Origin of the sequence: Pseudoxanthomonas sp. SGT-18 (genome assembly GCF_003931645.1) — a bacterium.
GTDB lineage: Bacteria > Pseudomonadota > Gammaproteobacteria > Xanthomonadales > Xanthomonadaceae > Pseudoxanthomonas.
This window is the reverse complement of the sequence record NZ_RRYJ01000002.1, coordinates 26,223-51,677: the sequence shown is the minus strand read 5'-3', so window position 1 is coordinate 51,677 and position 25,455 is coordinate 26,223. Positions and strand designations below refer to the sequence as shown.

Sequence of the window (25,455 nt, the reverse complement as noted above, 5' to 3'; positions counted from 1 at the left end):
ATTGCTCCGGCTGCCGCCCGGCCAGGGCCGCGGCCTCCGACGGATGCGCGGGCCGGGCGCCACCCCGCGGGCGGCGCCGGCCGCAGGGCTTACTTGCCCTGCTTGATCTCCGTCCAGAGCCGCGTGTACAGCCTGTCCGTCTCCGGCGAGTTGATCGCGTAGGTGAACATCTTCGCGGCCACCTCCTCCGGCGGGTAGATCGTGGGATCGTTGCGGATCTCCTCGTCCACCAGCGGGGTCGCGGCGCTCACCGGGTTGGCGTAATGGATGTAATTGGTGTTGTTGGCGGCCACCTGCGGGTCGAGCAGGTAGTTGATGAACGCGTGCGCGTTCTGCGGGTGCTTCGCATCGGCCGGGATGGCCAGCATGTCGAACCACTGCGGGGCGCCTTCCTTCGGGATCGAGTAGGCGACGTTGACGCCGTTCTCGGCCTCCTCGGCGCGGTCGCGGGCCTGGATGATGTCGCCCGACCAGCCCACCGCCAGGCAGATGCTGCCGTTGGCCAGGGCGCTGACGTACTGGCTGGAATGGAAGTTCTGCACGTACGGGCGGATCGACTTGATCAGGTCGGCCGCCTTCTGCAGCTTCTCCGGGTCGCCGCTGTGCGGGTCCTCGCCCAGGTAGTGCAGCGCGATCGGGAGCATGTCCGCCGGGGTATCCAGCAGGGTCACGCCGCAGTCCTTCAGCTTGCTGATGTTCTCCGGCTTGAACACGATGTCCCAGCTGTTGGCGACCTCGGTGGAACCGAAGATCTCGGTGATCTTGTCCACGTTGTAGCCGATGCCGGTGGTGCCCATCATGTAGGGCACGCCGTACTCGTTGCCCGGATCCTGGCCGGCGATGCGCTCCAGGATCTTCGGGTCGATGTTGGCCAGGTTCGGGATCTTGCCCTTGTCGAGCTTCATGAACACGCCGGCCTGGATCTGGCGGCCGAAGAAGTTCAGGGTCGGGACCACCACGTCGTAGCCGCTGGAACCGGCCAGCAGCTTGGTCTCCAGCACCTCGTCGCTGTCGTAGACGTCGTAGGTGACGCGGATGCCGGTCTGCTCCTGGAAGCCGGGGATGGTCTCCTCGGCGATGTAGTCGGAGTAGTTGTAGACGTTGAGGACCTTCTCCTCGCCGCCATCGCCCGGCCCCTGCGCGGCATCGTCCTTGCCGCCACAGGCGGCAAGCAGGGTGGCGGCAATGCCCAGGGAGAGCAGGCGGAGCTTCATCGCAGGTTCCTCGGAGGAAGGGGAGTTCAGGTGGTTCAGGTTAGCGCTGGCGGGGGGCTTTGCCCATCCCTTTTCAGCGGCCGATCGCCTCGGCGGTCTCGTCCAGGGCCTTCCAGGCCTTGTCGAACAGTTCGTCGACCTGCCCGCGGTCCAGGACCAGGGGCGGCGACAGCAGCATGGAGTCGTAGGTGGCGCGCAGGATCAGGCCGTGGCGCAGGGCGATGTCCCGGCACAGGCCGCCGACCTTGCCGCGCTCCGGGAAGAACGCCCGCCGGCGCTTGTCCGGGACCAGCTCCAGGGCGCCCATGAAGCCCACGATCCGGGCCTCGCCCACCAGCCGGTGCTGGCCCAGCTCGGCCCAGCGCTGGGCCAGGTAGGGGGCGACCTCCTCGCGGGCGCGCTCGACGATTTGCTCGTCGCGCATGATCCGCAGGTTCTCCAGGGCCACCGCGGCGCACACCGGGTGGCCGGAATAGGTCGCGCCATGGGCCAGCTCGCCGCCGGCCTCCTTGAGCACCCCCGCCACCCGGTCGTTGAACAGGGCCGCGCCCAGCGGGATGTAGCCGGAGGTGATGCCCTTGGCGATGGTCATCACGTCCGGCTGGAAGCCGAAATGCTGGCAGCCGAACCACTGCCCGGTGCGGCCGAAGCCGCAGATCACCTCGTCGGCCACCAGCAGCACGTCGTACTGGCGGCAGATCCGCTCGACCTCCTTCCAGTAGCTCATCGGCGGGATGTAGACGCCGATGGCGCCCATGACCGGCTCGCCGATGAAGGCGGCCACCCGCTCCGGCCCCAGCTCCAGGATCTTCTGTTCCAGGCGGCGGGCGGCGGCGATGCCGTACTCCTCCTCCGACAGGTCGCCGCCATCGGCGAACCAGAACGGCGGGTCGATGTGGTGGATGTCCGGGATCGGCAGCCCGCCCTGCTCGTGCATGCCCTTCATCCCGCCCAGGCTGGCGCCGGCCACGGTGGTGCCGTGGTAGCCGTTGTGGCGGCCGATGAAGATGTTCTTCTGCGGCTGGTCCTGCACCGCCCAGAAGTGGCGCACCAGGCGCAGGATGGTGTCGTTGGCCTCCGAGCCGGAGTTGACGAAGAAGGCGTGGTTGACGTCCCCGGGGGCCAGCTCGGCCAGCTGCGCGGCCAGGCGGATGGTCGGCTCGGTGGTGCACTGGAAGAAGCTGTTGTAGTAGGCCAGCTGCTCCATCTGCCGGGCCGCGGCCTGGCCCAGCTCCTTGCGGCCGTAGCCGATGTTCACGCACCACAGGCCGGCGAAGGCGTCCAGCAGCCTGTTGCCCTCCGCGTCCCAGACGTAGCAGCCCTCGCCGCGCACCAGCACCCGGGTTCCGCGCTTGGCCAGGGCAGCGTTGTCGTTGAACGGGTGCAGGTGGTGGGCGGCGTCCAGGCGCTGCAGTTCGGGCAGGTCGATCGGGGCCATGCGGCGGGGTTCCTCGGGTTGTCGGGCCACGCGCCAGCCGGCGGCGCGCGGCGGGTCAGACGTTCAGCAGCAGGAACTCGCGTTCCCAGGAGCTGATCACGCGGAAGAAGGTCTCGTATTCCTTGCGCTTGACCGAGACGTAGGCGCGCACGAAGCGCGGCCCCAGCAGGGTCGCCAGCGGGGTACAGGTCTCCAGCTCGTCCAGCGCCTCGCCCAGCGAGCGCGGCAGGTCGTAGCCCAGCTCCTTGGCGCTGACCTCGGTCGGCCCGGTCGGGGTGAGCTTTTCGCGGATGCCCAGCAGGCCGCAGGCCAGGGTCGCGGCCATGGCCAGGTACGGATTGGCGTCGGAGCCGGCGAAGCGGCTCTCCACCCGCTGGTTTTCCGGGGTGTCCATCGGCACGCGCAGGCCGCAGGTGCGGTTGTCGTAGCCCCAGCGCACGTTGCTGGGCGAGACCTCGCCGAACATCAGCCGGCGGTAGGAGTTCACGTTCGGGGCGAAGAACGCCATCGCCATCGGCACGTACTTCTGCAGGCCGGCCAGGTAGTGGCCGAACACCTCGCTGAACTCGCCGGGTTTCTTCCCGGTGAACACGTTGCGGCCCCTGCGGTCCACCAGGCTCTGGTGGATGTGCATGGCGCTGCCCGGCTCGGTCTCCATCGGCTTGGCCAGGAAGGTGGCGTACACGCCGTGGCGCATCGCCGCCTCGCGCATGGTGCGCTTGAACAGGAACACCTGGTCGGCCAGCGACAGCGCGCCGGCGTGGGTGAAGTTGACCTCCAGCTGCGCCGCGCCGGACTCGTGGATCAGGGTGTCCACGTCCAGCTCCATCGCGTCGCAGTAGTCGTACATCAGGTCCAGGATCGGGTCGAACTCGTTGACCGCGTCGATCGAGTACGACTGCCGCGCCGTCTCCGGGCGGCCGGAACGGCCGGCCGGCGGCAGCAGCGGGAAGTCCGGGTCGGTGTTCTTCTGCACCAGGAAGAACTCCAGCTCCGGCGCGACCACCGGCTGCAGCCCTTCCTTCTCGTACTCGGCCAGCACCCGGCGCAACACGTTGCGCGGGGCCAGCTCGTGCGGATGGCCGTCCTTGGTGTAGCAGTCGTGGATGATCTGGGCGGTCGGGTCGGTGGCCCAGGGCACCATCCGCACCGTGTCCGGATCCGGCCGCAGCAGCATGTCCGAATCCGAGGGCGAGGTCAGTTCGTAGTAGTCGTCCGGGTAGTCGCCGGTGACGGTGGTGGCGAAGATGCCTTCCGGCAGGCGGGTGCCGTAGTCGTGGCTGAACTTGTCGGCCGGGATGATCTTGCCGCGCGCGTTGCCGGTGATGTCCGGCACCAGGCACTCCACCTCGGTGATGTGCCGCTCCTTGAGCCAGCGCCGCAGCGAGTTCTCCTGCTGCTGCTCGGCGGTGGCCTCGGGTTTTCGGGTGCGTCTGCGTGTACTCATGCGGTTGTCCGGATGCGTTCGGGAGCCGGCGGGGCGGCGCGGCGTCCGGCCCAGGCCCGGCAGGCATCGCCGAACGCGCGGAAGATCGCCAGGTAGAAGGGATTGGACGCGACCTGCCACTCGGGATGCCACTGCACGCCCAGCAGGAAGCCGGGACCGGTGCCGCGGAAGGCCTCGACCAGGCCGTCCGGGGCGGTGGCTTCCACCACCAGGCCGTCGGCGAGCCGGGCGATGCCCTGCCCATGCAGCGAGTTCACCCGCACCCGCCCGGCGCCGGCCAGCGAGGCCAGCAGCCCGCCCGGGGCGAGGCTGATCTCGTGCGCGGGGCCGTACTGGACGTCCAGCGGGTCCTCCAGGTTCTCGCGGTGGTCCATCATGCCGGGCACCTCGTGCACCTTCTGGTGCAGGCGGCCGCCCAGGGCCACGTTGACCTCCTGCAGGCCGCGGCAGATCGCCAGCACCGGCAGGCCCATGGCAATCGCGCGCGGGGCCAGGGCCAGGGTGCTGGCGTCGCGGGCCGGGTCGTGCAGGTTGCCTTCCCAGCTGGGCTCGTCGCTGTAGTGGTGCGGCTCGATGTTGCTGACCGCGCCGGTCAGCAGCAGGCCGTCCAGGCGCGACAGCCAGGCATCCGGATCCAGCGGCGGATCCAGCGAGGGCATCAGGACCGGGGTCGCGCCGGCGCCTTCGACCACCGCGCGCACGTACTTCTCGCCGGCGGCGAGGAACGGGTGCGCTCCGATCAGTTTGCGGTCGGTGGGCAGTCCGACCAGCGGCGTCAGGGCCATGCGAGCAGCGTCCGATGGCGTTCCGGCAACTTACCCCGGGCGTTTTATTTTTACAACACGGCCCGGCCCGCATCCCGCACCACGGCGGTGCATGGACCCGGTGCGGCGTTGAGTATTCTTGACGACCGGACCGCTGTTACCCTCGTCCCGTCCCGCCGAGGTCCCGTCATGACCCCTCCGTCCGCCCCTGCCCTCCCCGCCGCCGACCTGGCCACCCTGCAGGCCAAGGAGGGCGCGGCCGACGCCCATGTCGACCTGCTGCTGCCGGACGCCAACGGCGTGCTGCGCGGCAAGCGGGTCCCGGCCTCGGCGCTTGGCAAGGTGTACGCCAATGGCGTGTGCCTGCCGATGTCGCTGGTGGCCGCCGACATCCGCGGCAACACCGTGGAGGAAACCGGGCTGGGCTACGACATCGGCGACGAGGACCGGATCTGCCGCCCGATCCCCGGCAGCCTGCGCCCGGTGCCGTGGTCGCCACGGCCGGCGCTGCAGCTGCTGCTGCAGATGGAGGACGGCAACGGCGGCTGGTTCGAGGCGCATCCGCGGCGGGTCCTGCAGCGGGTGCTGGAGCGCTTTGCCGCGGCCGGACTGACCCCGGTGCTGGCGGTGGAACTGGAGTTCTACCTGTTCGACCGCCTGCCCGATGCCAACGGCCGCCCGCAGCCCACGTCCAACCCCGCCAGCGGGCGCCGCAACGACAGCACCCAGGTCTACTCGATCGACGACCTGGACGAGAACGCCGACTTCATCCACGCCGTGGCCAGCGCCTGCCGCGCCCAGGGCATCCCCGCCGACACCGCGGTGGCCGAGTACGCGCCGGGCCAGTTCGAGATCAACCTCGGCCACCGCGCCGACGCCCTGGCCGCCTGCGACGACGCGGTGCTGCTCAAGCGCGTGATCAAGGCCATCGCCCAGCAGCACGGCGCGCTGGCCAGCTTCATGGCCAAGCCGCTGGCCGGGCAGGCCGGCAGCGGCATGCACCTGCACGTGAGCCTGCTGGACCGCGAGGGCCGCAACGTGTTCGCCTGCACCCCGGATGCGCCGGCCGATGCGCTGCGCCACGCCGTGGCCGGACTGCAGGCCAGCGCGCGCGACAACCTGCTGCTGTTCGCGCCGCACGCCAACAGCTACCGCCGCTTCGTCGCCAACGCCTTCGTCCCGCTCAACGACAGCTGGGGCTTCAACAACCGCACCGTGGCCCTGCGCATCCCGCACAGCGACCCGGCCAACACCCGCATCGAGCACCGCATCGCCGGCGCCGACGCCAATCCCTACCTGGTCGCCGCGGCGGTGCTGGCCGGGATCCTGCACGGGCTGGAAACCCGCCAGGATCCGGGCCCGCCGGTGGTCGGCAACGCCTACGAGCAGTTCGAGGCCGGTCAGCCGCACTGGCGCCAGGCGATCGAGGACTTCCTCGCCAGCGGCTTCGCCGCCGACTGGTACGGCGAATCCTTCCGGCACGTCTACGGCCAGCAGAAGCGGCGCGAGATGCTGGATTTCAACACCCTGGTCAGCGACGTCGACTATGCCTGGTACCTGCGCACGGTCTGAGCCCATGCGCGCCCGGAGCCGCCGGTGAACGCGCCCTACCCGCCCAGCTGGTACGCCGCCAGCGCCGCACCCCTGCCGGAACAGCCGGCGCTGGAAGGCGTGGTCGAGGCCGACGTGTGCATCCTTGGCGCCGGCTACACCGGCCTGACCGCGGCGCTGGAGCTGGCCGAGGCCGGTTACAAGGTGGTGGTGGTCGAAGCGCAGCGGGTCGGCTGGGGCGCCTCCGGGCGCAACGGCGGCCAGGCCATCGTTGGCTACGGCTGCGAGCAGTCCACCCTGGAGCGGTTGCTGGGCCCGGAGGAGGCGCGGCTGCTGTTCGACCTGTCGCGCGAGGCCATGGAGCGCCTGCGCGGGCGCATCGCCCGCCACCGCATCGCCTGCGACTGGCGCGACGGCCACGCCCACGTGCCGATCAAGCCGCGCCAGGAACGCGACCTGCGCGCCGGCCTGGTGGAGATGGCCGAGCGCTACGACTACCCGCTGGAGTGGTGGGACCGCGCCCGCCTGCGCCAGGAGCTGGCCAGCGACCGTTACCTCGGCGCGGTGTACGACCGCGCCTCCGGGCACCTGCACCCGCTGGAGTACTGCCTGGGCCTGGCCCGCGCCGCGCTGGCCGCCGGCGTGCGCATCTACGAGCGCTCGCCGGTGGTGCAGCTGGTGCAGGGCCCGAAGCCGGTGCTGCGCACCGCCCGCGGCGAGGCCCGCGGCGACTTCGCCGTGCTGTGCGGCAACGCCTGGCTGCGGGGCATCGCCCCGCAGCTGGAATCCCGGGTGATGCCGGTGGGCACCTACATCGCCGCCACCGCACCGCTGGGCGAGGACGGCGCGCGCGCCCTGATCCGCAACGACATGGCGGTGGCCGACGTGAACTGGGCGCTGGACTACTTCCGCCTGTCCCGCGACCACCGCCTGCTGTTCGGCGGGCGCGCCAGCTATTCCAGCTATCCGCCGCCGAACCTGCGCGGGGTGATGCGGCGGCGCATCCGCAAGGTGTTCCCGCAGCTGGCCGGGGTGCCGATCGAGTACCTGTGGGGCGGCTACGTGGACATCTCGCTCAACCGCGCCCCGCACTGGGGCCGGCTGGGCAGCAACGTGTACTTCGCCCAGGGCTTCTCCGGCCACGGCGTGGCCACCACCGGCCTGGCCGGGCGGCTGATCGCCGAGGCCATCGCCGGGCAGTCGCGGCGGCTGGACGCATTCGCGAAGATCCCGCACGCGCCCTTCCCCGGCGGCCGCCTGCTGCGCATGCCGCTGCTGGTGGCGGCCATGGCCTGGTACCGACTGCGCGACGCGCTGTGGTGAGACCCGGGCCCGGGAAAAACGTGACGCACCTCTAAAGTCCGCCCCGGCCTGGCCGCTAAGCACTGGGACGAACCGTGCAATGGCCGGGGCATGCCCGCGATAGCGCCCAATCCGCCTTCGCCTTCGCTTCCACAGCGTGTCCTGCTGGTGGAGAACTCGCGTGCGTTCGTGCAGGCCGTGGCCCAGGCGATCGAACAGCAGCTGGAACTGCCGGTGACGGTGGCCTCGACCCTGGCCGAGGCCCGCGCCGCGCTGGCCGCCCACGACGACTGGTTCCTGGTGCTGACCGGCCTGGTCCTGGCCGATGGCGACCACGAGGCCGTGGTCGACTGCTTCCTCGGCCGCGAGCTGCCCACCGTCGTGGTCAGCGGCGTGTACGACGAGGAGCTGCGCGAGCGCCTGCTGCGCCGGCAGATCATCGACTTCGTGCTCAAGAACACCCCCGGCAGCCTGGACTACATCGTCTGGCTGGTGCAGCGGCTGGAGCGCAACCGCCGCATCTCGGCCCTGGTGGTGGACGACTCGCCCAGCGCCCGCGCCCATGCCGGCCTGCTGCTGGAACTGTTTGGCTACCGCGTGGTGCAGGCGCCGGACGGCGACCGCGCCCTGGCCGCGGTGGAGGCCGACCCGACCATCCGCCTGGCGATCGTCGACCAGGAGATGCCGGGCATGCAGGGCATCGAGCTGACCCGCCGCCTGCGCGCCCTGCGTGCGCGCGACCGCATGGCGGTGATCGGCGTGTCCGGGCGCGACGACCCCGGCCTGGTCGCGCGCTTCCTCAAGAACGGCGCCAACGACTTCCTGCGCAAGCCGTACTCGCGCGAGGAGTTCTTCTGCCGGGTCTCGCAGAACGTGGACCAGCTGGAGCTGATCGGCAGCCTGCAGGACCTGGCCGCCCGCGACTTCCTCACCGGCCTGCCCAACCGCCGCCACTTCCTCGACCAGGCCGAGCGCCTGGTGCCGCGCATGCGCGACGTGCGCCAGCCGCTGGCGATGGTCATGCTCGACCTGGACCACTTCAAGCACGTCAACGACACCTGGGGCCACGAGACCGGAGACCGCGCCCTGCGCGCGGTGGCCTCGGCGATCTCCGCCCATGCCCGGCCGCAGGACCACATCGCCCGCTTCGGCGGCGAGGAGTTCTGCATGCTGCTGCCGGGCCTGGAAGGCCAGGCCCTGCACGACCACCTCGAGGACCTGCGGCTGCGGGTGGAGGACCTGCGCCTGCCGGTGGAGCACGGCGAGCTGCGCCTGTCGGTGAGCATCGGCGCCTGCAACGCGCGCATCGGCGACACCCTGCACAGCCTGCTGGCCGAGGCCGACCGCCGCCTGTACCTGGCCAAGGCCGGCGGCCGCAACCGGGTGGTCGACGCCGGCTGAGCCATCCGCGGCGGTTGATCAGGATCAAGGTCCGCCGCGCGCCCCTGCCCCTAGCCTTCGCCGGTCCATTCGGTCGCCTCAGGGGGGAGGCAGCATGGCCCGGACCATTACCTGGCAGGACGAACTCGACACCGGCATCGATGTCATCGACCAGCAGCACCGGCGCATCCTGGCGATGATCAACCAGCTGTCCGAACGCACGCCGCAGCGCGCCGGCGAGGTGCTCGCCGACCTGGTCGACTACGCGCAATCGCACTTCGCCTTCGAGGAAGAACTGATGGAGGCGGCCGGCTACCCGCTCGCCGACGCCCACCGCCGGGTGCACGAGCTGTTCGCGCGCAGGGTGGCGCGCTACCAGGAGCGCCACCAGGCCGGCGAGGACGTGATCGCCGAGCTGCGCGACATGCTCTCGGTGTGGCTGTTCAACCACATCCGCAACGACGACAAGGCCTACGCCGGGCAGGTGCGGCGCTACCTGGACGAGTTCGCGCGCAGCCAGGCCGGTGGCGGCTGGATCGCCGCGGCGCTCAAGCGCCTGTTCGGCGGGGGCGCTTGATCGCGATCAAGGCCGGCCGCCGGCCGCGCCCATAGCCTGCGCCCACCATCCACAGAGAGTGCATGACCGCATGTCCCTGATGATCTGGCAGGACGACCTCGATACCGGCATCGAGGTGATCGACGATCAGCATCGCCGCATCGTGTCGATGATCAACCAGCTGCACCAGGCGCAGACCGGGGCCTCGTCCCTGGCCGTGGGCGAGGTGCTGGACGAACTGGTGGACTACACCCTCTCCCACTTCGCCTTCGAGGAGGAGCTGATGGAGGAAGCCGGCTACCCGTTCTGCGCCGCGCACAAGCGGGTGCACGAGGTGTTCACCAAGCGGGTGGCCGAGTACCGCATGCGCTTCCAGGCCGGCGAGGACGTGGTCGACGAGCTGAAGGGGATGCTCTCGCGCTGGCTGTTCAACCACATCCGCAACGACGACAAGGCCTACTCCGAGCAGGTGCGCCGGCACCTGAACCGCTTCGCCCGCGAGCACCAGGAAGGCGGCTGGCTGGCGCGGACCATGGGCCGGCTGTTCCACCGCCACGGCCACAGCAGCCACGCCCGCCACTGAGCCGGGCGCGCCGGCGCGCGGGCAGCGCCGGCGCGCTCAGTCCACCGGCTGGCGCGGCACCAGCAGCAGCGCCAGCAGGGTCAGCGCGGCCATGCCGGCCAGGTAGGCGCCGACCGCGCCGATGCCGTGGCTGGCAGCCAGCCGCGTGGCGATGTACGGGGCCGGCGACGCACCCAGGATCCCGGCCAGGTTGAACGCCAGCGAAGCGCCGGTGTAGCGCACCGGGGTCGGGAACATCTCGGCCAGGATGGTGCCGCAGGGACCGTAGGTCAGTCCCATCAGCCCCAGGCCCACGCACAGGAACAGCAACACCTGCCAGGCGCTGCCGGCCTCGAACAGCGGCTTGAACAGCAGGCCGAACAGGATGATGCCGACGGTGGCCAGGATCATCGCCCGGCGCCGGCCGAAGCGGTCGGCGTACACCGCCGACAGCGGGATGGTCGCGGCGAAGCACAGCACGCCGGCCATCTGCAGCAGCAGGAACTGCTCGCGCCCGTAGCCCAGGCCGGAGGTGCCCCAGCTCAGCGCGAACACCGTCATCAGGTAGAACAGGACGAAGGTCGCCATCAGGGCCAGGGTGCCCACCACCAGGGTGCCGGGGTGGCGCAGCAGCACCGTGGCCATCGGCAGGCGCTCGCGCTCCTCGCGCTCCAGGGTCTTCCGGAACGCCGGGGTTTCGGTGATGCGCAGCCGTACCCACAGGCCCACCAGCACCAGCGCGGCGCTGGCCAGGAACGGCACGCGCCAGCCCCAGGCCATGAACTGGCCCTCGTCCAGGAAGTGCGCCAGCCCCAGGAACACCCCGGTCGAGCACAGGAAGCCCAGCGGCGCGCCCAGCTGCGGGAACATGCCGTACCAGGCACGCTTGCCCGGTGGCGCGTTCTCGGTGGCCAGCAGCACCGCCCCGCCCCATTCGCCGCCCAGGCCCAGGCCCTGGCCGAAGCGGCACAGCGCCAGCAACGCCGGCGCCAGCACCCCGACCTGGGCATAGGTCGGCAGCAGGCCGATCACCACGGTGGAGATGCCCATGGTCAGCAGCGCCGCCACCAGGGTCGCCTTGCGCCCGATGCGGTCGCCGTAGTGGCCGAACACCGCCGAGCCCAGCGGCCGCGCCAGGAAGGCCAGGGCGAAGGTCGCCAGCGACTGCAGGGTGGCCGCGGTCGGCTCCGAGGCCGGGAAGAACAGCTTCGGGAACACCAGCACCGCGGCGGTGGCGTAGATGTAGAAATCGAAGAACTCGATCGTCGTACCGATGAGGCTTGCGAACAGGATGCGGCGTGGCGAGGCGGGTGCACTCATCGGCAGTCTGCAAGGCATTGGAACGGGCGGCCGATTATGGCCCAGGATCCGGCCGGGCCCGGCAGCCGTTGCGCCGGCAACCGGCCTGCGGCCAGAATCGCGCTTTCCCTGCCGCCGCCGTCCCCCGCCGTGGCGCCGGCAATGCCGCATCTCATCGCAAGGACCGGGGCCGCCCGCGCGGCCGCCCCGTCGCGACCCGTCCCCCGTACGACCTGAAGCAATGGAACCCCACATGAGTGCCAGCAAGCCGCAACGCGCCGGGCGCCCGCCATCCACCGGCCGCCGCATGACCCTGATGCTGATCCTGTTCGTCGTCGTGTTCGGCGGCGTGTTCGGGCTGTGGTTCGCGTCGCAGCGCGCGCTCAACAGCTTCTTCGACAACATGCCGCAGCCGCCGGTGGAGGTCAGCACCTTCGAGGCGCGCGCCGAGACCTGGAGCGACACCGCCGAGGCGGTGGGCACCCTGGTCGCCGACAACGGCACCCAGGTCACCACCGAGGCCGGCGGCGTGGTCCAGCGCATCGCCTTCGAGTCCGGCCAGCGGGTGCGCAAGGGCGACCTGCTGGTGCAGCTGAACACCGCCAACGAGCTGGCCCAGCTCAACGCACTGGAGGCGGCCGCCGAGCTGGCCGCCACCCAGCGCGACCGCTGGCGCGAGCTGGGGGCGCAGAAGCTGGTGTCGCAGGCCGAGGTCGACGAGCGCGTCTCCGACGCCGCCCAGACCCGCGCCCAGGCCGAGGCGCAGCGCGCCCTGATCGCGCAGAAGACCATCCGCGCGCCGTTCGACGGGGTGCTGGGCATCCGCCGGATCAACCTGGGCCAGTACCTGAACCCGGGCGACCCGATCGTGGCCCTGCAGGCGCTGGACCCGATCCACGTCGACTTCACCCTGCCCGAGCAGCGCCTGAACCAGGTGGTGGTCGGCAGCAAGGTGCAGGTGAGCGTGGATGCCCTGCCCGAGCAGGCGTTCGAGGCCGAGATCACCGCGGTGGAGCCGGCTGTGGAGACCAACACCCGCAACTTCGGCGTGCGCGCCACCCTGGCCAACCCGGACGGGGTGCTGCGCCCGGGTACCTTCGCCCGGGTGCGCTTCGACCTCGGCCAGCCGCGCCAGGTCGTGGTGGTGCCGCAGACCGCGGTCAGCTTCAACCCGTACGGCAACTCGGTCTACGTGCTGGTCGATGCCCCGGACGAGGTGAAGAACGCCGAGGTCCAGGAAGGCCAGCAGGCACCGCAGCACGTGGTCAGGCAGCGCTTCGTGACCACCGGCCCGACCCGCGGCGACCTGGTCGGCATCACCGACGGCCTCGAGCCCGGCGAGGTGGTGGTCAGCAGCGGCCTGCTGCGCCTGCGCAACGACGCCCCGGTGCTCATCAACAACACGGTGACCCCGCAGGCCGACCCCGACCCGCGTCCCGAGAACCGCTGACCGGCGGCAACGCCGCCGCTCCCGGCCGCCCGCGCGGCGCCCACCACCCCGGCCGCCCCCGCGGCCGGAGGAGGACACGATGAAATTCACCGACATCTTCATCAACAAGCCGGTCCTGGCCCTGGTCGTCAGCCTGTTCATCCTGCTGCTGGGCCTGCGCTCGTTCTCCGAGCTCAACGTGCGCCAGTACCCGGAACTGCAGAACGCGGTGGTCACCGTCAGCACCGCCTACTACGGCGCCGACGCGGACCTGATGCAGGGCTTCATCACCACCCCGCTGGAACGCGAGGTGGCCTCGGCCGAGGGCATCGACTACCTGACCTCGACCAGCGCCGCCGGCATCTCCACCATCCAGGCCTACATCCGCCTGGACCACGACGCCAACGAGGCGCTCACCCAGATCGCGGCCAAGGTCAACAAGCTGCGCAGCCAGCTGCCGGCCGAGTCCGAGGATCCGGTGATCGACCTGCAACAGGGCCAGCAGATCGCGGCGATGTACGTCTCCTTCGCCAGCGACCGGCTCGACAACAACCAGATCACCGACTACCTGGTGCGCGCGGTGGAGCCGCGCATCGCCACCATCCCCGGCGTGCAGCGCGCCGAGATCCTCGGCGCGGGCACCTTCGCCATGCGCGTGTGGCTCAAGCCCGACCGCATGACCGCGCTGCGGGTCACCGCCAGCGACGTGCACCAGGCGCTGCAGGCCAATAACGTGCTCTCGGCGCTGGGCTCGACCAAGGGCCAGATGGTCGCCGTGGACCTGACCGCGCGCACCGACCTGCGCAGCCCGGAGGAGTTCCGCCGGCTGATCGTGCGGGAGGAGAACGGCGCGATCGTGCGCCTGGGCGACGTGGCCGACGTGGAACTGGGCTCGGAGAGCTACGGCACCTCGGTGCAGATCAACGGCGACGCCGCCACCTTCATGGGCATCTTCGTCTCCCCGGACGCCAACTCCCTGGACGTGATCGAGGAGGTGCGCCGGGTGTGGGACGAGGAGATCGTGCCGCAGCTGCCGGAGGGCATCGAGGCGTCCATCCCGTACGACAGCACCGAGGCGATCGAGGACGCGATCAACGAGGTGGTGCGCACGATCATCGAGGCGGTGGTCATCGTGATCGTGGTGATCTTCCTGTTCCTCGGCTCGCTGCGCAGCGTGCTGGTGCCGGCGGTGACCGTGCCGCTGTCGCTGGTCGGCGTGATGTTCCTGATGCTGCTGCTCGGCTACACCATCAACCTGCTGACCCTGCTGGCGATGGTGCTGGCGATCGGCATCGTGGTGGACGACGCGATCATCGTGCTGGAGAACATCCACCGCCACATCGAGGAGGGCATGAGCCCGCACGACGCGGCGATCAAGGGCGCGCGCGAGCTGGCCTGGCCGGTGGTGGCGATGACCACCACCCTGGTGGCGGTGTACCTGCCGATCGGCTTCCAGGGTGGCCTGACCGGCGTGCTGTTCACCGAGTTCGCCTTCACCCTGGCCGGCTCGGTCCTGCTTTCGGGCGTGATCGCCCTGACCCTGTCGCCGATGATGTGCGCGCGCATCCTCAAGCCGCACGCGAACGGCGCCGGCAAGGGCCGCCTGGAGGGCTGGCTGGACGCGCGCTTCGAGAAGCTGCGCAGCGGCTACCAGCGGCGCCTGCACGGCGCGCTGGAGACGCGCAGCGTGATCGCGGTGTTCGGCCTGCTGGTGCTGGTGTCCTGCGGGCTGCTGTACTGGACCGCGCCCAAGGAGCCGGCGCCGCTGGAGGACGAGGGCTTCATCTTCGCCATCGGCAGCGCCGACGCCTACACCACCCTGGACTACGTCGAGCGCTACACCGCGCAGATCAACGCGATGGCCGCGGAGATCCCCGAGGTCAACGACTTCTTCCTGTTCAACGGCGGCTTCGGCGGGGGCGGCGGCGCCAGCAACAGCGCCATGGCCGGCTTCGTGCTCAAGCCATGGAGCGAGCGCGAGCGCTCGACCAACCAGGTGCTGCAGCAGGAGCTGCAGCCGAAGCTGGCCCAGGTCACCGGCCTGAACACCTTCGCCCTGGTCCCGCCCTCGCTGCCCACCGCCGGCGGCGACGGCGGCGGCGAGTTCCTGGTGCTGGGCATCGGCTCGCTGCAGCAGCTCAACGAGCTGTCGGACGCGATCCTGCAGAAGGCGATGGAAAGCCGCCGCTTCATCTTCCTGGACAAGGACCTGAAGATCGACAAGCCACGGGTCGAGGTGCAGATCGACCGCGAGAAGGCGGCCTCGCTGGGCATCGACATGCGCACCCTGGCCGCGGACATGGCCGCCATGCTGTCCGGTGGCTACACCAACCGCTTCGCCATGGAGAACCGCTCGTACCGCGTCATCCCGCAGGTGCGCCGCAGCGACCGCCTCAACGCCGACCAGCTGCGCAACTACTACACCCGCACCCGCGACGGCGAGCTGGTGCCGCTGTCGACCCTGGTCACGCTGAAGGAGACCGCGCAGCCGCAGACGCTCAAGCGCTTCCAGCAGCTCAACGCGGTGGCGATCACCTTCGCCCCGCGCCCGGGCGTGTCCAAGGGCGAGGCGCTGCGGGTGCTGGAGGAGGCGGCGGCCGAGGTGCTGCCGCAGGGCTACAGCGTCGACTACGCCGGCGAGTCGCGCCAGTACAAGCAGGAGGGCGCGACCATGCTGGTCACCCTCGGCTTCGCCCTGGTGGCGATCTTCCTGGTGCTGGCCGCGCAGTTCGAGAGCTTCCGCGACGCGCTGATCATGCTGGTGACCGTGCCGATGGCGATCTCCGGCGCGCTGCTGGTGCTCAACTTCCTGGCCCTGGTGGCCGGCGCGCTGCAGATCGCCGGGATCGAGGCATTCCCGGGCATGAGCATCAACATCTACACCCAGGTTGGCCTGGTCACCCTGGTCGGCGTGATCTCCAAGCACGGCATCCTGATCGTGGAGTTCGCCAACAAGCTGCAGCTGCAAGGCCTGTCCAGGCGCGAGGCGATCGAGCAGGCCGCCGGCATCCGCCTGCGCCCGGTGCTGATGACCACCGCGGCGCTGGTGTTCGCGATGATCCCGCTGCTGCTCGCCAAGGGTCCCGGCGCCGCCGCGCGTTTCTCGCTGGGCATGGTGATCGCCTCGGGCATGACCATCGGCACCGCGTTCACCCTGTTCGTGCTGCCGGCGTTCTACCTGTACCTGGCGCGCGACCACAGCCATGACCGCGTGGCCGCGCGCGAGGCCGGCGCCACCGGCGAGCCGGAGCCGCAGGCCGGCTGAGCCGGCAGGGCCGCGGCGCCCCCGCTGGCGTCGCGGCCTCCCGGCGGCTCAGGCCGCCGGCACCGGGGCCTCGCGTTCGACCAGGCCCTCGTCCTTCAGTTCCGCCCACAGCGTCGGCGGCACGTCCACCGCCATCGAAGCCACGTTCGCCCGCACCTGCTCCGGCGTGCGCGCGCCCGGGATCACCGCCGCCACCACGTCCGGCGCCGCGGCGAACTGCAGGGCCACGGTGCGCAGGTCCACCCCGTGGCGATCGCAGGCCGCCTGCACCCGCGCGCGCTTGCCGGGTGCCCAGTCCGGCACCTCGCCTTCGTAGAGATAGCGGTCGCGCCCGGCCAGGTAGCCGGCCAGCAGGGGTGCACCCACCACCACCGAAGCGCCGCGCGCGGCGATCCTCGGGAAGGTCTCGTGCAGCGCCCGGGCGTGGTCCAGCAGCGAGTACTGGCAGGCCAGCAGGAAGATGTCCGGATCGGCTTCCTCCAGCGCAGCCAGCGCCGGCTCGGGGCGGTTGACCCCGAAACCCCAGGCCTTGATCAGGCCTTCCGCCCGCATCCGGGTCAGTTCGGGCATGGCACCCTTGGCCGCCTCGGTGAAGCGCCGCTCCCAGGGCATGCCCAGGTCCTGCTCGTTGTCCGGCGACAGGTCGTGGATGAACACCACGTCCAGCTGCGATACGCCCATCCGGTTGAGGCTGTCCTCCACCGAGCGCCTTGTCCCGGCGGCCGAATAGTCGTAGCGGTAGCGGAACGGCGCCGGCTCCACCCACATGGTCTCCTGCAGCGGGCCGCTGGTGCCGGTCAGCAGCCGGCCCACCTTGGAGGACAGCACGTATTCCTCCGCCGGATGCCGGTGCAGGACATGGCCGAAGCGCCGTTCCGACAGGCCCAGGCCATACCAGGGCGAGGTGTCGAAGTAGCGCACGCCGGCCTCCCAGGCCGCGGCCAGGGTCGCCTCGCACTGCGCGTCGCTGGCTGCGGCGAAGCCATTGCCGAACGCCACCCCGCCCAGGCCCAGCTTGGCCGGCGGGCGATAACGCTGCGAGGGCGGGTTGCGCGGCAGGGAACGGGTGGAAACATGGCCGCGTGTGGGCAGGACGCTGCCGGGCTCCGGCAGCGGGGGCGCGGTCCGGGTCGGATCGGTCATGGCCGCGTGCTCCGCAGGATGGCGCTCCAGACTGCGGCCGGCGCGGTCCACGCCACGTGCAGGCGCGGCCATGATCCGGCGGTCACTTGCCTCCGGCTAGCGTGTGCAGTCCCCGATGGAGGACGGCCATGAACAGCATAGCCATCGCACCGCGCGTGCATTCCGACCCGCAGGCGATCGAACGCCTCAAGGCCCTGCAGCTGGAGCTGGACGGCGAGCTGGAGGTGGAGGTGCACATGCGCGACGGCAGCATCCTGCGCGGCACCCTGCCCGAGCGCCCGGCGATCCAGCAGTTCCTCGATCCGGACGGCAACGAGGGCACCAACGGCCTGTTCCGGGTCGACGACGGCGACGGCGGCATGCACCTGTACTGGTTGGACGAGGTGGAACGCGTGGTGCGGGTCGGCTCCTCCTGAACCCGATCCGCGACCGCGGTCGCCATTGCACGCTTTGCATCGCGGCCACCGCGGCGATTCACGCGCAGGCCCCCCGCGACCGGACAGCGTGGCCGCGCGCCCCACCCCAACGACGGATCAATGCAAAGCCATCGCCACGCCTGTCGACCACGTTGCCTGCCCCCGGCATGCACCATCGCCGGGGGCAGGCCGTGAACGGACCCGCGCCCCACGCGGGCAAGCCCCGCCTCCGCATCCGTCGCAGCCTGACCTTCCAGGCCGGCGCCACGCGCATCCTCGATGCCTGGTGCGATCCGGCCGTGCAGGCACGGATCCTCGACGGCGCGGCCGAGCCCGTGGCCGGCGGGGATGCCGGATTGTGGCGGGTCAGGACGCCGCTGGGACCGTCGCCGCGGGTGCACCTGCGCCTGGATGCGCGCGACGCGGCGCGTGCCTGCCACCACGCCGAAGGCGAAGGCGGATTCCTGCTGTCCAGCGAACTCACCGCCCTGCCCGCCCGCGGTCGCCCGGGCACCGAAGTGGCACTGGAAGTCGCGTTCCACGCCGAAGGCTTCCCCACCGGACTGCTGGGCCGCCAGGCCGACCCGGCACCCCTGCTGCTGGCCGGCCAGGCCCTGCGCCGGCTGCGCGAATGGGTGGAAACCGGCCGCATCTCCCCGGCCTTGCCGGGTCCGCGCGCCGCCGATGATGCCTGAGGGCGGGAGCCTCACCCCGGTTTGACCCTCCGCGCGCGAAGCTGGGCCGCCTCCGGCCATTCCCGTGCAGACGATGACGCGCCCATCTTGCAGCCAGTCCAGCCACCGACGCCGCCGGAGCCGGCCATGAACCCGGACCTGATCGGCTGGGCCGCATCGGCGGTGCTGCTGGCCACCCTCGCGCGGCAGATCCTCAAGCAGGCCCGTAGCGGCGGCGAAGGCGTGTCGACCTGGCTGTTCGTCGGCCAGGCCACCGCCTCGGCCCTGTTCATCGTCTACTCGGTGCTGCTGGACAACACCGTGTTCATCGTCACCAACAGTTGCCTGCTGGCCACCGCCATCGTCGGCCAGGTCATGGCCTGGCGCACGAAGCGGCGCGGCGGCGATGCCAACGCCGCCGCCGGCTAGGCGCGCAACCAGCGCGTGGCCACCGCCACTCCCAGCACCGCCGCACCCAGGCACCAGAACGCGAACTGCAGCGAGGTGCCGTGGGCGACGAAGCCGACCAGCGCCGGCCCGGCCAGCACGCCGGCATAGCCGAGGGTACTGATCGCCGGCACCGCCAGGCTTTCCGGCATCGCGGCCTGGCGCCCGGCGGCGGAGAACATCACCGGCACGATGTTGGCGCAGCCGATCCCCACCAGCACGAACCCGCCCAGCGCCGGCCACGCCCCCGGCGCCAGCACGATCAGCGCGAAACCCGCGAACGCCACCAGTGCGCCGGCCACCACCGCGCGCAGCGGACCGATCGCCTGGACCACGCGGTCGCCGCTCAGGCGCGCCACGGTCATCGCCAGCGAGAAGGCCACGTAGCCCACGCCCGCGCGCGCCGGATCCATGTCCTTGGCCTGGTCGAGGAACACCGCACCCCAGTCGAGCATCGCGCCCTCGGCCAGGAACATCACGAAGCACACCGTGCCGATCAGCAGCACGCTGCCGCGCGGCCAGGCGAAGGCCGGCACGTCCGAATCCACCCGTTCAGCGCGCCAGTGGCGGCAGGCGGCGGCCACCAGCACCAGCACCACCGCCACCGCCGCCACGCACGCCGGCAAGGGCGCGGCGCCGGCACTCAGCAACGCGGTCATGGCGGCCGCGCCGGCGAACCCGCCAATGCTGTAGAACGCGTGGAAACCCGACATCAGCGCGCGCCCGCTCTCGCGCTCCACCGCCACCGCCTGCAGGTTCATGGTGCAGTCCATCGCGCCGATGGCCGCGCCGAACACGAACAGCGCCAGGCCGAGACCGACCGCGCCCGGGGCCACCGCCAGGGCCGGCAGCGCCAGGCTGGCGGCCAGCATCGCCGCGACCATCACCCGGCGGCACCCCTGGCGCGCGGCCAGGGCGCCGGCCAGCGGCATCGCCACCAGCGAGCCCGCGCCCAGGCACAGCAGGACGATGCCCAGCATCGCCTCGTCCAGCCCCGCGCGCGCCTTGGCGAACGGCACCAGCGGCGCCCAGGCGGCGATGGCGAAGCCGGGCATGAAGAAGGCCGCGCGGGTGGCGTGCTGCTCGAGGCGGGGCGTGGTTGGCACTCGGGGAACTCCTGGGTGGGCCGGGCGGCCATTATCCCCGCCGCCAGTGGGGGCCACCGCTTGTCCGCGCGTGGCGGCATGACCTGGATCAAGGACGCCATCCCGCCGCCCTGTGATGCTGGGAGGGCACAGGAGGCATGCGATGGCCAGCGGCAACCTTCCCGCCCTCGAGATCGACGGTGCCCGCGTGGCGGCGCGGGTCGGCCTGGAAGTGCCCGAGTTCCGCCGGCTGATGGACCAGGGCAGGATCGCCGTGCTGTGCGAGCGCGGCACCGGCGAGGACGCCGGCACCTGGCGCGCCACCTTCTACCACGGCCGCCGGCGCGCGCGGTTCCTGATCGACCGCTGCGGCCGGGTGGTGGACGTGGACTGAAGCGCTCGCCCGGAAGATCGTGCAGGCGCGTTGACCTCCCGGGCACGCGCCCGGGAGGAACCTGCAGCCATCCCCACAGCAGCGAGGTGCACCATGATCCGGGGCCTGTTCGTCGGCGGCGTGGTCGACAACACCGAGATCGACCTGGACCCGGGCAAGCCGCCCATGCACTACCCGCCCGACGGCGGCGGTGGCCAGTCCCGCTACCGCCTGCGCCAGGTGGGCACCGGGCAGGACGGCGAGGTCGCCTGCGCGGTCTACGGCGCCCCCGACACGCCCTACGCGGAGGTGGCGCGGGTCAGCGGGGAACGGGGCTACGCGCGCCGCTTCGAGGTGGCGCTGCAGGAAATCGAGGGTGAATGACGGCACGGGCACGGGCCGGGCGGGACCGGGCAGAATCGCGTCCTTCCCGCCACCCGCGCCCGCCGCATGCCTTCCATCACCGCCGCAACCACCGGTACCTGCCGCCGCTACGACCTGGCGGTGTTCGACCTCGACGGCACCCTGGCCGACTCCTTCGGTTTCTTCGTGGCCAACCACAACCGGCTGGCGCAGCGGCACCGCTTCGCCCCGATCGCCGCGCACGAGGTCGAGCACCTGCGCGGCATGAGCCCGCGCCAGGTCATGCGCCACACCCGCCTGCCGGCATGGCGGCTGCCGCTGGTGGCGCGGGATTTCCGCCGGCTGATGCAGGCCGAGGGCCATGCCATCGCCTGCTTCGACGGCGCACGCGAGGCCCTGCACGCCCTGCATGCGCGTGGCATGCGCCTGGCCCTGGTCACCAGCAACTCGGCGCAGAACAGCCGCCGCATCCTGGGCGAGGACTGCTGGGACCTGCTGGCCCACGTCGAATGCGGCGCCTCGCTGTTCGGCAAGGCGCGGCGCCTGCGGCGGGTGCTGGCCCGCACCGGCGTGCCCGCCGCGCGTGCCATCTACATCGGCGACCAGGCCTCCGATGCCGAGGCCGCGCGCCAGGCCGGGCTGGCCTTCGGCGCGGTGGCCTGGGGCTATGCCACGGCCGAGGCGCTGCAGGCCTGCAACCCGGAGGTATGGCTGCAGCAGGTGTCCGAGCTGCAGGCGCTCGGCGGCGCCTGAGCTACTCCGGCAGCAGCGCCGGCCTGGATTCGTACCACTCGCGCGCCCCGGCCAGGTGCAGCCTGCGCTGCCCCGGCTGCAGTTCCACGCCCATGCCCAGCACGCCCCAGCGCGCGTAGAGGTCGCCGTCGGGCTGGCCGCCGGCGATGCGCAGCCGCGCCTGCAGGCCGATGCGGTCGTTGCTGGCGTGGACATGGTCGAACACCAGTTCCTGGTCGCGGATGCGCAACCGCCCGCTGGCCTGGGCCCGTCCGGAATCGACCAGGTTGCCGATCCAGCGCGGGAACGCCTTGCGCTCGGCGAACAGGCCCACCAGCACGCTGGCGTCGCGCATTTCCACCGTGCCGCGGCCGTTGACCTCGAACGGCTCGCGCCAGTGCAGTTCGCCCTGTTCCAGGCGCATGCGCGCCCACCAGGGCGCCTGGCCGCCACGCTCCCGCTCCAGGCGCACGCCGTCCAGGCCCACGCTCAGCGCTTGGACCGCGTAGCGGCGTTCGCCCACCTGCAAGCGGCGCAGGCGGCTGTCCAGCTCCACGTTGCCCGACAGCCGCGAAGGCCCGAGCGCCAAACGCACGTCGCGCCCGCGCAGGCGCATGTGGCCGTCGACCATGCCGCCCTCGCGGTCCAGGTGCAGGTCGCCGCTGGCCAGGCCGCTGCCGCCCAGCAAGCGCGCACTGGCACCGGGCAGGTAGCGGTTGTAGCTGCGCAGGTCCGGCACCTCCGCGTCCTCGAAGCGCAGCCGCGCCCGTAGGTGCTGCTGGAATTCCGCCAACGGGCCGGCCGACACCAGCTCCAGGCGCAGGTCGCGCCCGCGCAGGTCCACCTGGCCCGGACGTGCCTCGGGTCCAAGCGCGAAGTGCCGCAGCCGGATGTCGGCTTCGGTGCGCGGGGCGCCGGCCTGCTCCAGCACGCGGACACGCGCCTGCGCCTGTCCCGCGAAGCGGTTGTCCAGGACGCGCGCGGCCAGCCCCAGGCGGTCCAGGTCCATGCGGCTGCCGGGCCGTGGCTGGCCGTCGGCCAGCACGATATCGGCGTCCAGGTCGCCGCGCCCGTCCACTTCCAGCCAGGCCAGGTCGTCCAGCAGGGTGTCGATCCAGCGCAGCGGCAGCTGCGGCCAGTGCGTGCGCAGGCGGCCGTTGAGCGCACGCACCGGGCGCAGCCAGTCGTCGGGCCCCAGGCGGCGGTCGTCCAGCCGCAGGTCGGCCTGCAGCCAGGGTGCACCGGGCCTGGTGCGCGGCATGCGGAGCGCCAGCTCGATCGCCTCGCGGCGCGTGCGCAGCGCCGCACCCAGCGGGTACCGCACCGGCCGCCCTTCCGCATCCAGCGCGTGCACCGGCGCCGACCAGTCCAGGCGGCTGCCGGGTCGCAACACGCCGCGGCTGAGCGCCAGGTCCGCGCGCAGGTGACCGGCCTGCCCGGGCGCGTCCAGCGGCAGCGCCTCGCCATGGCGCGCGGACAGGTCGATCGCCGGCGCGGCACCCTCGGCGCGCAGGTACGCGTCCAGGATCCCGAACTTCTCCCGGCCCTGCGCCCGTTCCCTGATATGCGCCGGGATCGCCAGGCCGAACTCCAGCCTGCCCCCGCGCAGCAGTTCCACCCCGGCCACCGACAGGGTGGCTTCGGGCATGCGCAGGGTGGATGCGCCCACCGCCATCGGTCCGCCCTGCAGCTGCTTGGTGAACACGAAGCGGGCGTCACCGCGGCCGCTGACCCGCGCCTGGTAGAAATCCAGGCGCAGCAGGCTGGGCGTGGTGATGGCCGGGAAATCCAGGGTCCAGCCACGGCCCTCGCGCTTCGATGGCAGCTTGTCCTCGGCGACCCTGGACACATGCACGGAAACGTCGTGCGCGCGGATGGTGCCGAAGGACACCGTGCGCCACAGCAGCGGCAGCACCCGGATGCGGCCGTCGGCGCGGGTCGCGGCGACCGCCCAGCGGTTGGTGCGCGCATGCCCGCCCATCACCACCCCGCTGGCGTGGATATGCCCCGGGTAGGCGCTCAGCGCCCAGTCCCAGCGCGCGTGGTAGCGGTCGGGCTTGCGGTTGGCCACGCGCTCGCCAATGGCGCTGTTGAGGAACAGGTTGGCGGCGAACAGGTACAGCAGGTACAGGCCCAGCAAGGTCCAGCCGGCCCGGCGCAGGCCGGTGCGATGGGCCTGCAGCCAGGCGCGGGGGGAAGGAATTGGCATGCGCACAGCATCGCCGGCGGCGGGTGATGGCGGCCTCCACGCGCCCGGGGTCCCGTTGCCCGGAGCTTGGCGATGCAGCGGCGCGTGGCGCTTCGCCTGCCCCTACCGCGGCAGCTTCACCGTTACCCAGGTCGGGGCATGGTCGCTGGGCTTCTCCAGCGCCCGCACCCAGCGGTCCACCCCGGCATCCTCCAGCCCGGCCGCCAGCACCGGATTGAGCAGCAGGTGGTCGATGCGCAGGCCGCGGTCGCGTTCGAAGTGCTGGCGGAAGTAGTCCCAGAACGTGTAGATCCGCGCCTGGCCGTGCACCTGGCGCAGGGCGTCGGTCCAGCCCTGGGCCAGCAGCTTCGCGTAGGCCTGGCGTACCTCCGGCTGGATCAGCGCGTCGCGCTTCCACGACTTCGGGTCGTACACGTCCTCGTCGCTGGGGATCACGTTGAAGTCGCCGAGCAGCGCCACCGGATGCGGCAGTTCGACCAGGGTCGCGGCGTGCCGCGCCAAGCGTGCCATCCACTTGAGCTTGTAGTCGAACTTCGGGCCCGGCTGCGGGTTGCCGTTGGGCAGGTACAGCGCGCCCACCACCATGCCATGCACCGCCGCCTCGATGTAGCGGCTCTGGTGGTCGTCGCGGTCGCCCGGCAGCCCGCGGCTTTCCACCGGCCTGGCCCCGCGCCCGAGCAGCGCCACGCCGTTCCAGCGGTGCTCGCCATGCCAGATGGCGCAGTAGCCAGCCGCTTCCAGCTCCGCCGCCGGGAACGCCTCGTCGCGCGCCTTCAACTCCTGCAACGCCACCACGTCCGGCTGCTCGCGCTCCAGCCAGGCCAGCAGGTGCGGCAGGCGCGGGCCGATGCCGTTGACGTTGTAGGTGGCCAGCTTGAGCACGCGTGGCTTGCGGCGGGGCATCATCGCTCCGTGGTCGTGGCGGGATCCTCCTCCGCGCGAAGCTAGGGCCAGTGGGGTCGGCAGGCAGTGAAAGCCCATGCGAACCCGGTCACGTTCGGCGCGCCTTGCGGCTTGCTAAGCTCGCCCGGCATCGACGCGCACGGGGAGGGTGCATGGAGTTCCGGAACATCCTGCAGTCGAAGTGGGCGCTGGCCCTGCTGGGCCTGGTGGTCGTGCCGGCCGCGTCGGCCCGGTCCTCGCGGACCGATCCCGAGCCGCCGCCGCAGTTCCTCGCCCACCCCCTGTACGCCACGCGCTACACCTGCACCGAGCACGCCGCGGGCGACCTCGGCTACCTGGGCGACGACCTTGGCCAGGACTGCCTGGTCCAGGAGTTCGTCGAGAGCGATGGCCGCGCCTTCACCCGCCTGTACCGCAACGACGGCTACAGCAACGCCGACTGGTACGGCTGGAACCAGCCGGTGCTCTCGCCCTGCGATTGCACGGTGCGCAGGATCTCGCTCAACCCGGTCACCAACGAGCCGGGCATCGCCGGCAAGCCGCCGGCTTCGATGATCCTGCTGGATGCCGCGGACGGCACCCAGGTGGTGCTGGGCCATATCCAGGACCCGGTGGTGCGCGAGGGCGAAGCCGTGCGCGCCGGGCAACAGTTGGCCCGGGTCGGCAACAATGGCTATTCGCGCAGCCCGCACATCCATATCGGCGCCTGGCGCGACGAGCAGCCGCTGCAGATCCGCTGGGACCAGCGCCGGATCGCGAGCCCCTGACGCCACCCGCACTGCCAGCCCGCCCTTGCCCGGACAGCGCCTGCAGGTCCCGGGCAGGCAGGCGCCTGGCCCTGCCCCCTGCCCACGCTCCGGGCCAGCGTCCGAGCTGCCGATGATGACCGCCTGCGAACCCACC

The 25,455-nt window shown here is 71.6% G+C and carries 23 protein-coding genes; 14 read left to right on the top strand and 9 right to left on the bottom strand.

The annotated features are described in order from the left end of the window. Positions 1–89: 89 nt before the first annotated feature. From EIM47_RS03225 to EIM47_RS03210, 4 genes are all read right to left on the bottom strand, one after another. Positions 90–1,214, bottom strand: a complete 1,125-nt coding sequence (locus tag EIM47_RS03225; RefSeq protein WP_028914842.1) for a polyamine ABC transporter substrate-binding protein — start codon at positions 1,212–1,214, stop codon at positions 90–92. Between the two features lie 73 nt (positions 1,215–1,287). Next, a complete protein-coding gene (locus EIM47_RS03220; protein WP_019399601.1) occupies positions 1,288–2,652 on the bottom strand; it encodes an aspartate aminotransferase family protein in 1,365 nt (454 codons plus the stop codon). A gap of 55 nt (positions 2,653–2,707) precedes the next feature. After that, a complete protein-coding gene (locus EIM47_RS03215; RefSeq protein WP_125076132.1) occupies positions 2,708–4,099 on the bottom strand; it encodes a glutamine synthetase family protein in 1,392 nt (463 codons plus the stop codon). After that, the gene (locus EIM47_RS03210) at positions 4,096–4,884 is read right to left on the bottom strand and encodes a gamma-glutamyl-gamma-aminobutyrate hydrolase family protein (protein ID WP_028914844.1); all 789 of its coding nucleotides are present in this window, start codon (positions 4,882–4,884) and stop codon (positions 4,096–4,098) included. Before EIM47_RS03210 ends, EIM47_RS03215 begins: the two co-directional genes overlap by 4 nt. 168 nt (positions 4,885–5,052) lie before the next feature. Here EIM47_RS03210 and EIM47_RS03205 point away from each other — a divergent pair, with 168 nt between their 5' ends. The 5 genes from EIM47_RS03205 (at position 5,053) to EIM47_RS03185 (ending at position 10,235) form a co-directional block, all read left to right on the top strand. Further along, the gene (locus EIM47_RS03205) at positions 5,053–6,435 is read left to right on the top strand and encodes a glutamine synthetase family protein (protein ID WP_125076131.1); all 1,383 of its coding nucleotides are present in this window, start codon (positions 5,053–5,055) and stop codon (positions 6,433–6,435) included. Between the two features lie 24 nt (positions 6,436–6,459). Further along, a complete protein-coding gene (locus tag EIM47_RS03200) occupies positions 6,460–7,737 on the top strand; it encodes an FAD-binding oxidoreductase (protein ID WP_125076130.1) in 1,278 nt (425 codons plus the stop codon). A 90-nt stretch (positions 7,738–7,827) separates the two neighbouring features. Continuing rightward, entirely contained in the window at positions 7,828–9,117 is a 1,290-nt protein-coding gene (locus tag EIM47_RS03195) for a diguanylate cyclase (protein WP_125076129.1), read from the top strand. 94 nt (positions 9,118–9,211) lie between these two features. After that, positions 9,212–9,673, top strand: coding sequence for a bacteriohemerythrin (locus tag EIM47_RS03190; RefSeq protein WP_125076128.1), 462 nt, complete (start codon positions 9,212–9,214; stop codon positions 9,671–9,673). A 70-nt stretch (positions 9,674–9,743) separates the two neighbouring features. Continuing rightward, entirely contained in the window at positions 9,744–10,235 is a 492-nt protein-coding gene (locus EIM47_RS03185) for a bacteriohemerythrin (RefSeq protein WP_019399667.1), read from the top strand. 36 nt (positions 10,236–10,271) lie between these two features. Here the strand turns inward: EIM47_RS03185 and EIM47_RS03180 are convergent, their stop codons facing one another. Beyond that, on the bottom strand, positions 10,272–11,534 hold the full coding sequence (locus tag EIM47_RS03180; RefSeq protein WP_125076127.1) for an MFS transporter: 1,263 nt from the start codon (positions 11,532–11,534) through the stop codon (positions 10,272–10,274). A 232-nt stretch (positions 11,535–11,766) separates the two neighbouring features. Here EIM47_RS03180 and EIM47_RS03175 point away from each other — a divergent pair, with 232 nt between their 5' ends. Continuing rightward, positions 11,767–12,963, top strand: coding sequence for an efflux RND transporter periplasmic adaptor subunit (locus EIM47_RS03175; RefSeq protein ID WP_125076126.1), 1,197 nt, complete (start codon positions 11,767–11,769; stop codon positions 12,961–12,963). A 79-nt stretch (positions 12,964–13,042) separates the two neighbouring features. Continuing rightward, positions 13,043–16,207 carry an efflux RND transporter permease subunit gene (locus EIM47_RS03170; RefSeq protein WP_125076125.1) on the top strand — a complete coding sequence of 1,055 codons (3,165 nt, stop codon included), beginning with the start codon at positions 13,043–13,045 and terminating at the stop codon, positions 16,205–16,207. 48 nt (positions 16,208–16,255) lie between these two features. Here the strand turns inward: EIM47_RS03170 and EIM47_RS03165 are convergent, their stop codons facing one another. After that, positions 16,256–17,350, bottom strand: a complete 1,095-nt coding sequence (locus tag EIM47_RS03165; protein ID WP_125076124.1) for an aldo/keto reductase — start codon at positions 17,348–17,350, stop codon at positions 16,256–16,258. A gap of 128 nt (positions 17,351–17,478) precedes the next feature. Here EIM47_RS03165 and EIM47_RS03160 point away from each other — a divergent pair, with 128 nt between their 5' ends. The 3 genes from EIM47_RS03160 to EIM47_RS03150 all read left to right on the top strand — a co-directional run bounded on the left by EIM47_RS03160 (position 17,479) and on the right by EIM47_RS03150 (position 18,869). Further along, positions 17,479–17,766 (top strand): DUF3247 family protein, encoded by a 288-nt coding sequence (locus tag EIM47_RS03160; RefSeq protein ID WP_019397885.1) that lies wholly within the window; start codon positions 17,479–17,481, stop codon positions 17,764–17,766. A 191-nt stretch (positions 17,767–17,957) separates the two neighbouring features. Then, positions 17,958–18,461, top strand: coding sequence for a hypothetical protein (locus tag EIM47_RS03155; protein ID WP_028914852.1), 504 nt, complete (start codon positions 17,958–17,960; stop codon positions 18,459–18,461). A 126-nt stretch (positions 18,462–18,587) separates the two neighbouring features. Beyond that, complete coding sequence (locus EIM47_RS03150) at positions 18,588–18,869, top strand: hypothetical protein (RefSeq protein WP_019397883.1); 282 nt, start codon at positions 18,588–18,590, stop codon at positions 18,867–18,869. On the opposite strand, the gene EIM47_RS03145 is transcribed toward EIM47_RS03150, so the two are convergent. After that, a complete protein-coding gene (locus EIM47_RS03145; RefSeq protein WP_050992137.1) occupies positions 18,866–19,942 on the bottom strand; it encodes an MFS transporter in 1,077 nt (358 codons plus the stop codon). The two genes, EIM47_RS03150 and EIM47_RS03145, sit on opposite strands and share 4 nt — an antisense overlap. A gap of 193 nt (positions 19,943–20,135) precedes the next feature. Between EIM47_RS03145 and EIM47_RS03140 the strand changes: the two genes are divergently transcribed. The 3 genes from EIM47_RS03140 (at position 20,136) to EIM47_RS03130 (ending at position 21,461) form a co-directional block, all read left to right on the top strand. Continuing rightward, entirely contained in the window at positions 20,136–20,366 is a 231-nt protein-coding gene (locus tag EIM47_RS03140) for a DUF6522 family protein (RefSeq protein ID WP_019397881.1), read from the top strand. A 96-nt stretch (positions 20,367–20,462) separates the two neighbouring features. Next, positions 20,463–20,729, top strand: coding sequence for a hypothetical protein (locus EIM47_RS03135; RefSeq protein WP_026010367.1), 267 nt, complete (start codon positions 20,463–20,465; stop codon positions 20,727–20,729). A 66-nt stretch (positions 20,730–20,795) separates the two neighbouring features. Beyond that, the gene (locus tag EIM47_RS03130; protein WP_019397879.1) at positions 20,796–21,461 is read left to right on the top strand and encodes an HAD hydrolase-like protein; all 666 of its coding nucleotides are present in this window, start codon (positions 20,796–20,798) and stop codon (positions 21,459–21,461) included. A 1-nt stretch (position 21,462) separates the two neighbouring features. Here the strand turns inward: EIM47_RS03130 and EIM47_RS03125 are convergent, their stop codons facing one another. Together EIM47_RS03125 and xth are read right to left on the bottom strand one after the other, a co-directional pair. Further along, positions 21,463–23,649 carry a hypothetical protein gene (locus EIM47_RS03125; RefSeq protein WP_125076123.1) on the bottom strand — a complete coding sequence of 729 codons (2,187 nt, stop codon included), beginning with the start codon at positions 23,647–23,649 and terminating at the stop codon, positions 21,463–21,465. Positions 23,650–23,751: 102 nt separating this feature from the next. Then, a complete protein-coding gene (gene xth / locus EIM47_RS03120; RefSeq protein ID WP_125076122.1) occupies positions 23,752–24,552 on the bottom strand; it encodes an exodeoxyribonuclease III in 801 nt (266 codons plus the stop codon). Positions 24,553–24,704: 152 nt separating this feature from the next. Between xth and EIM47_RS03115 the strand changes: the two genes are divergently transcribed. Beyond that, on the top strand, positions 24,705–25,319 hold the full coding sequence (locus EIM47_RS03115; RefSeq protein ID WP_019397876.1) for a M23 family metallopeptidase: 615 nt from the start codon (positions 24,705–24,707) through the stop codon (positions 25,317–25,319). The last annotated feature ends 136 nt before the right edge of the window (positions 25,320–25,455 follow it).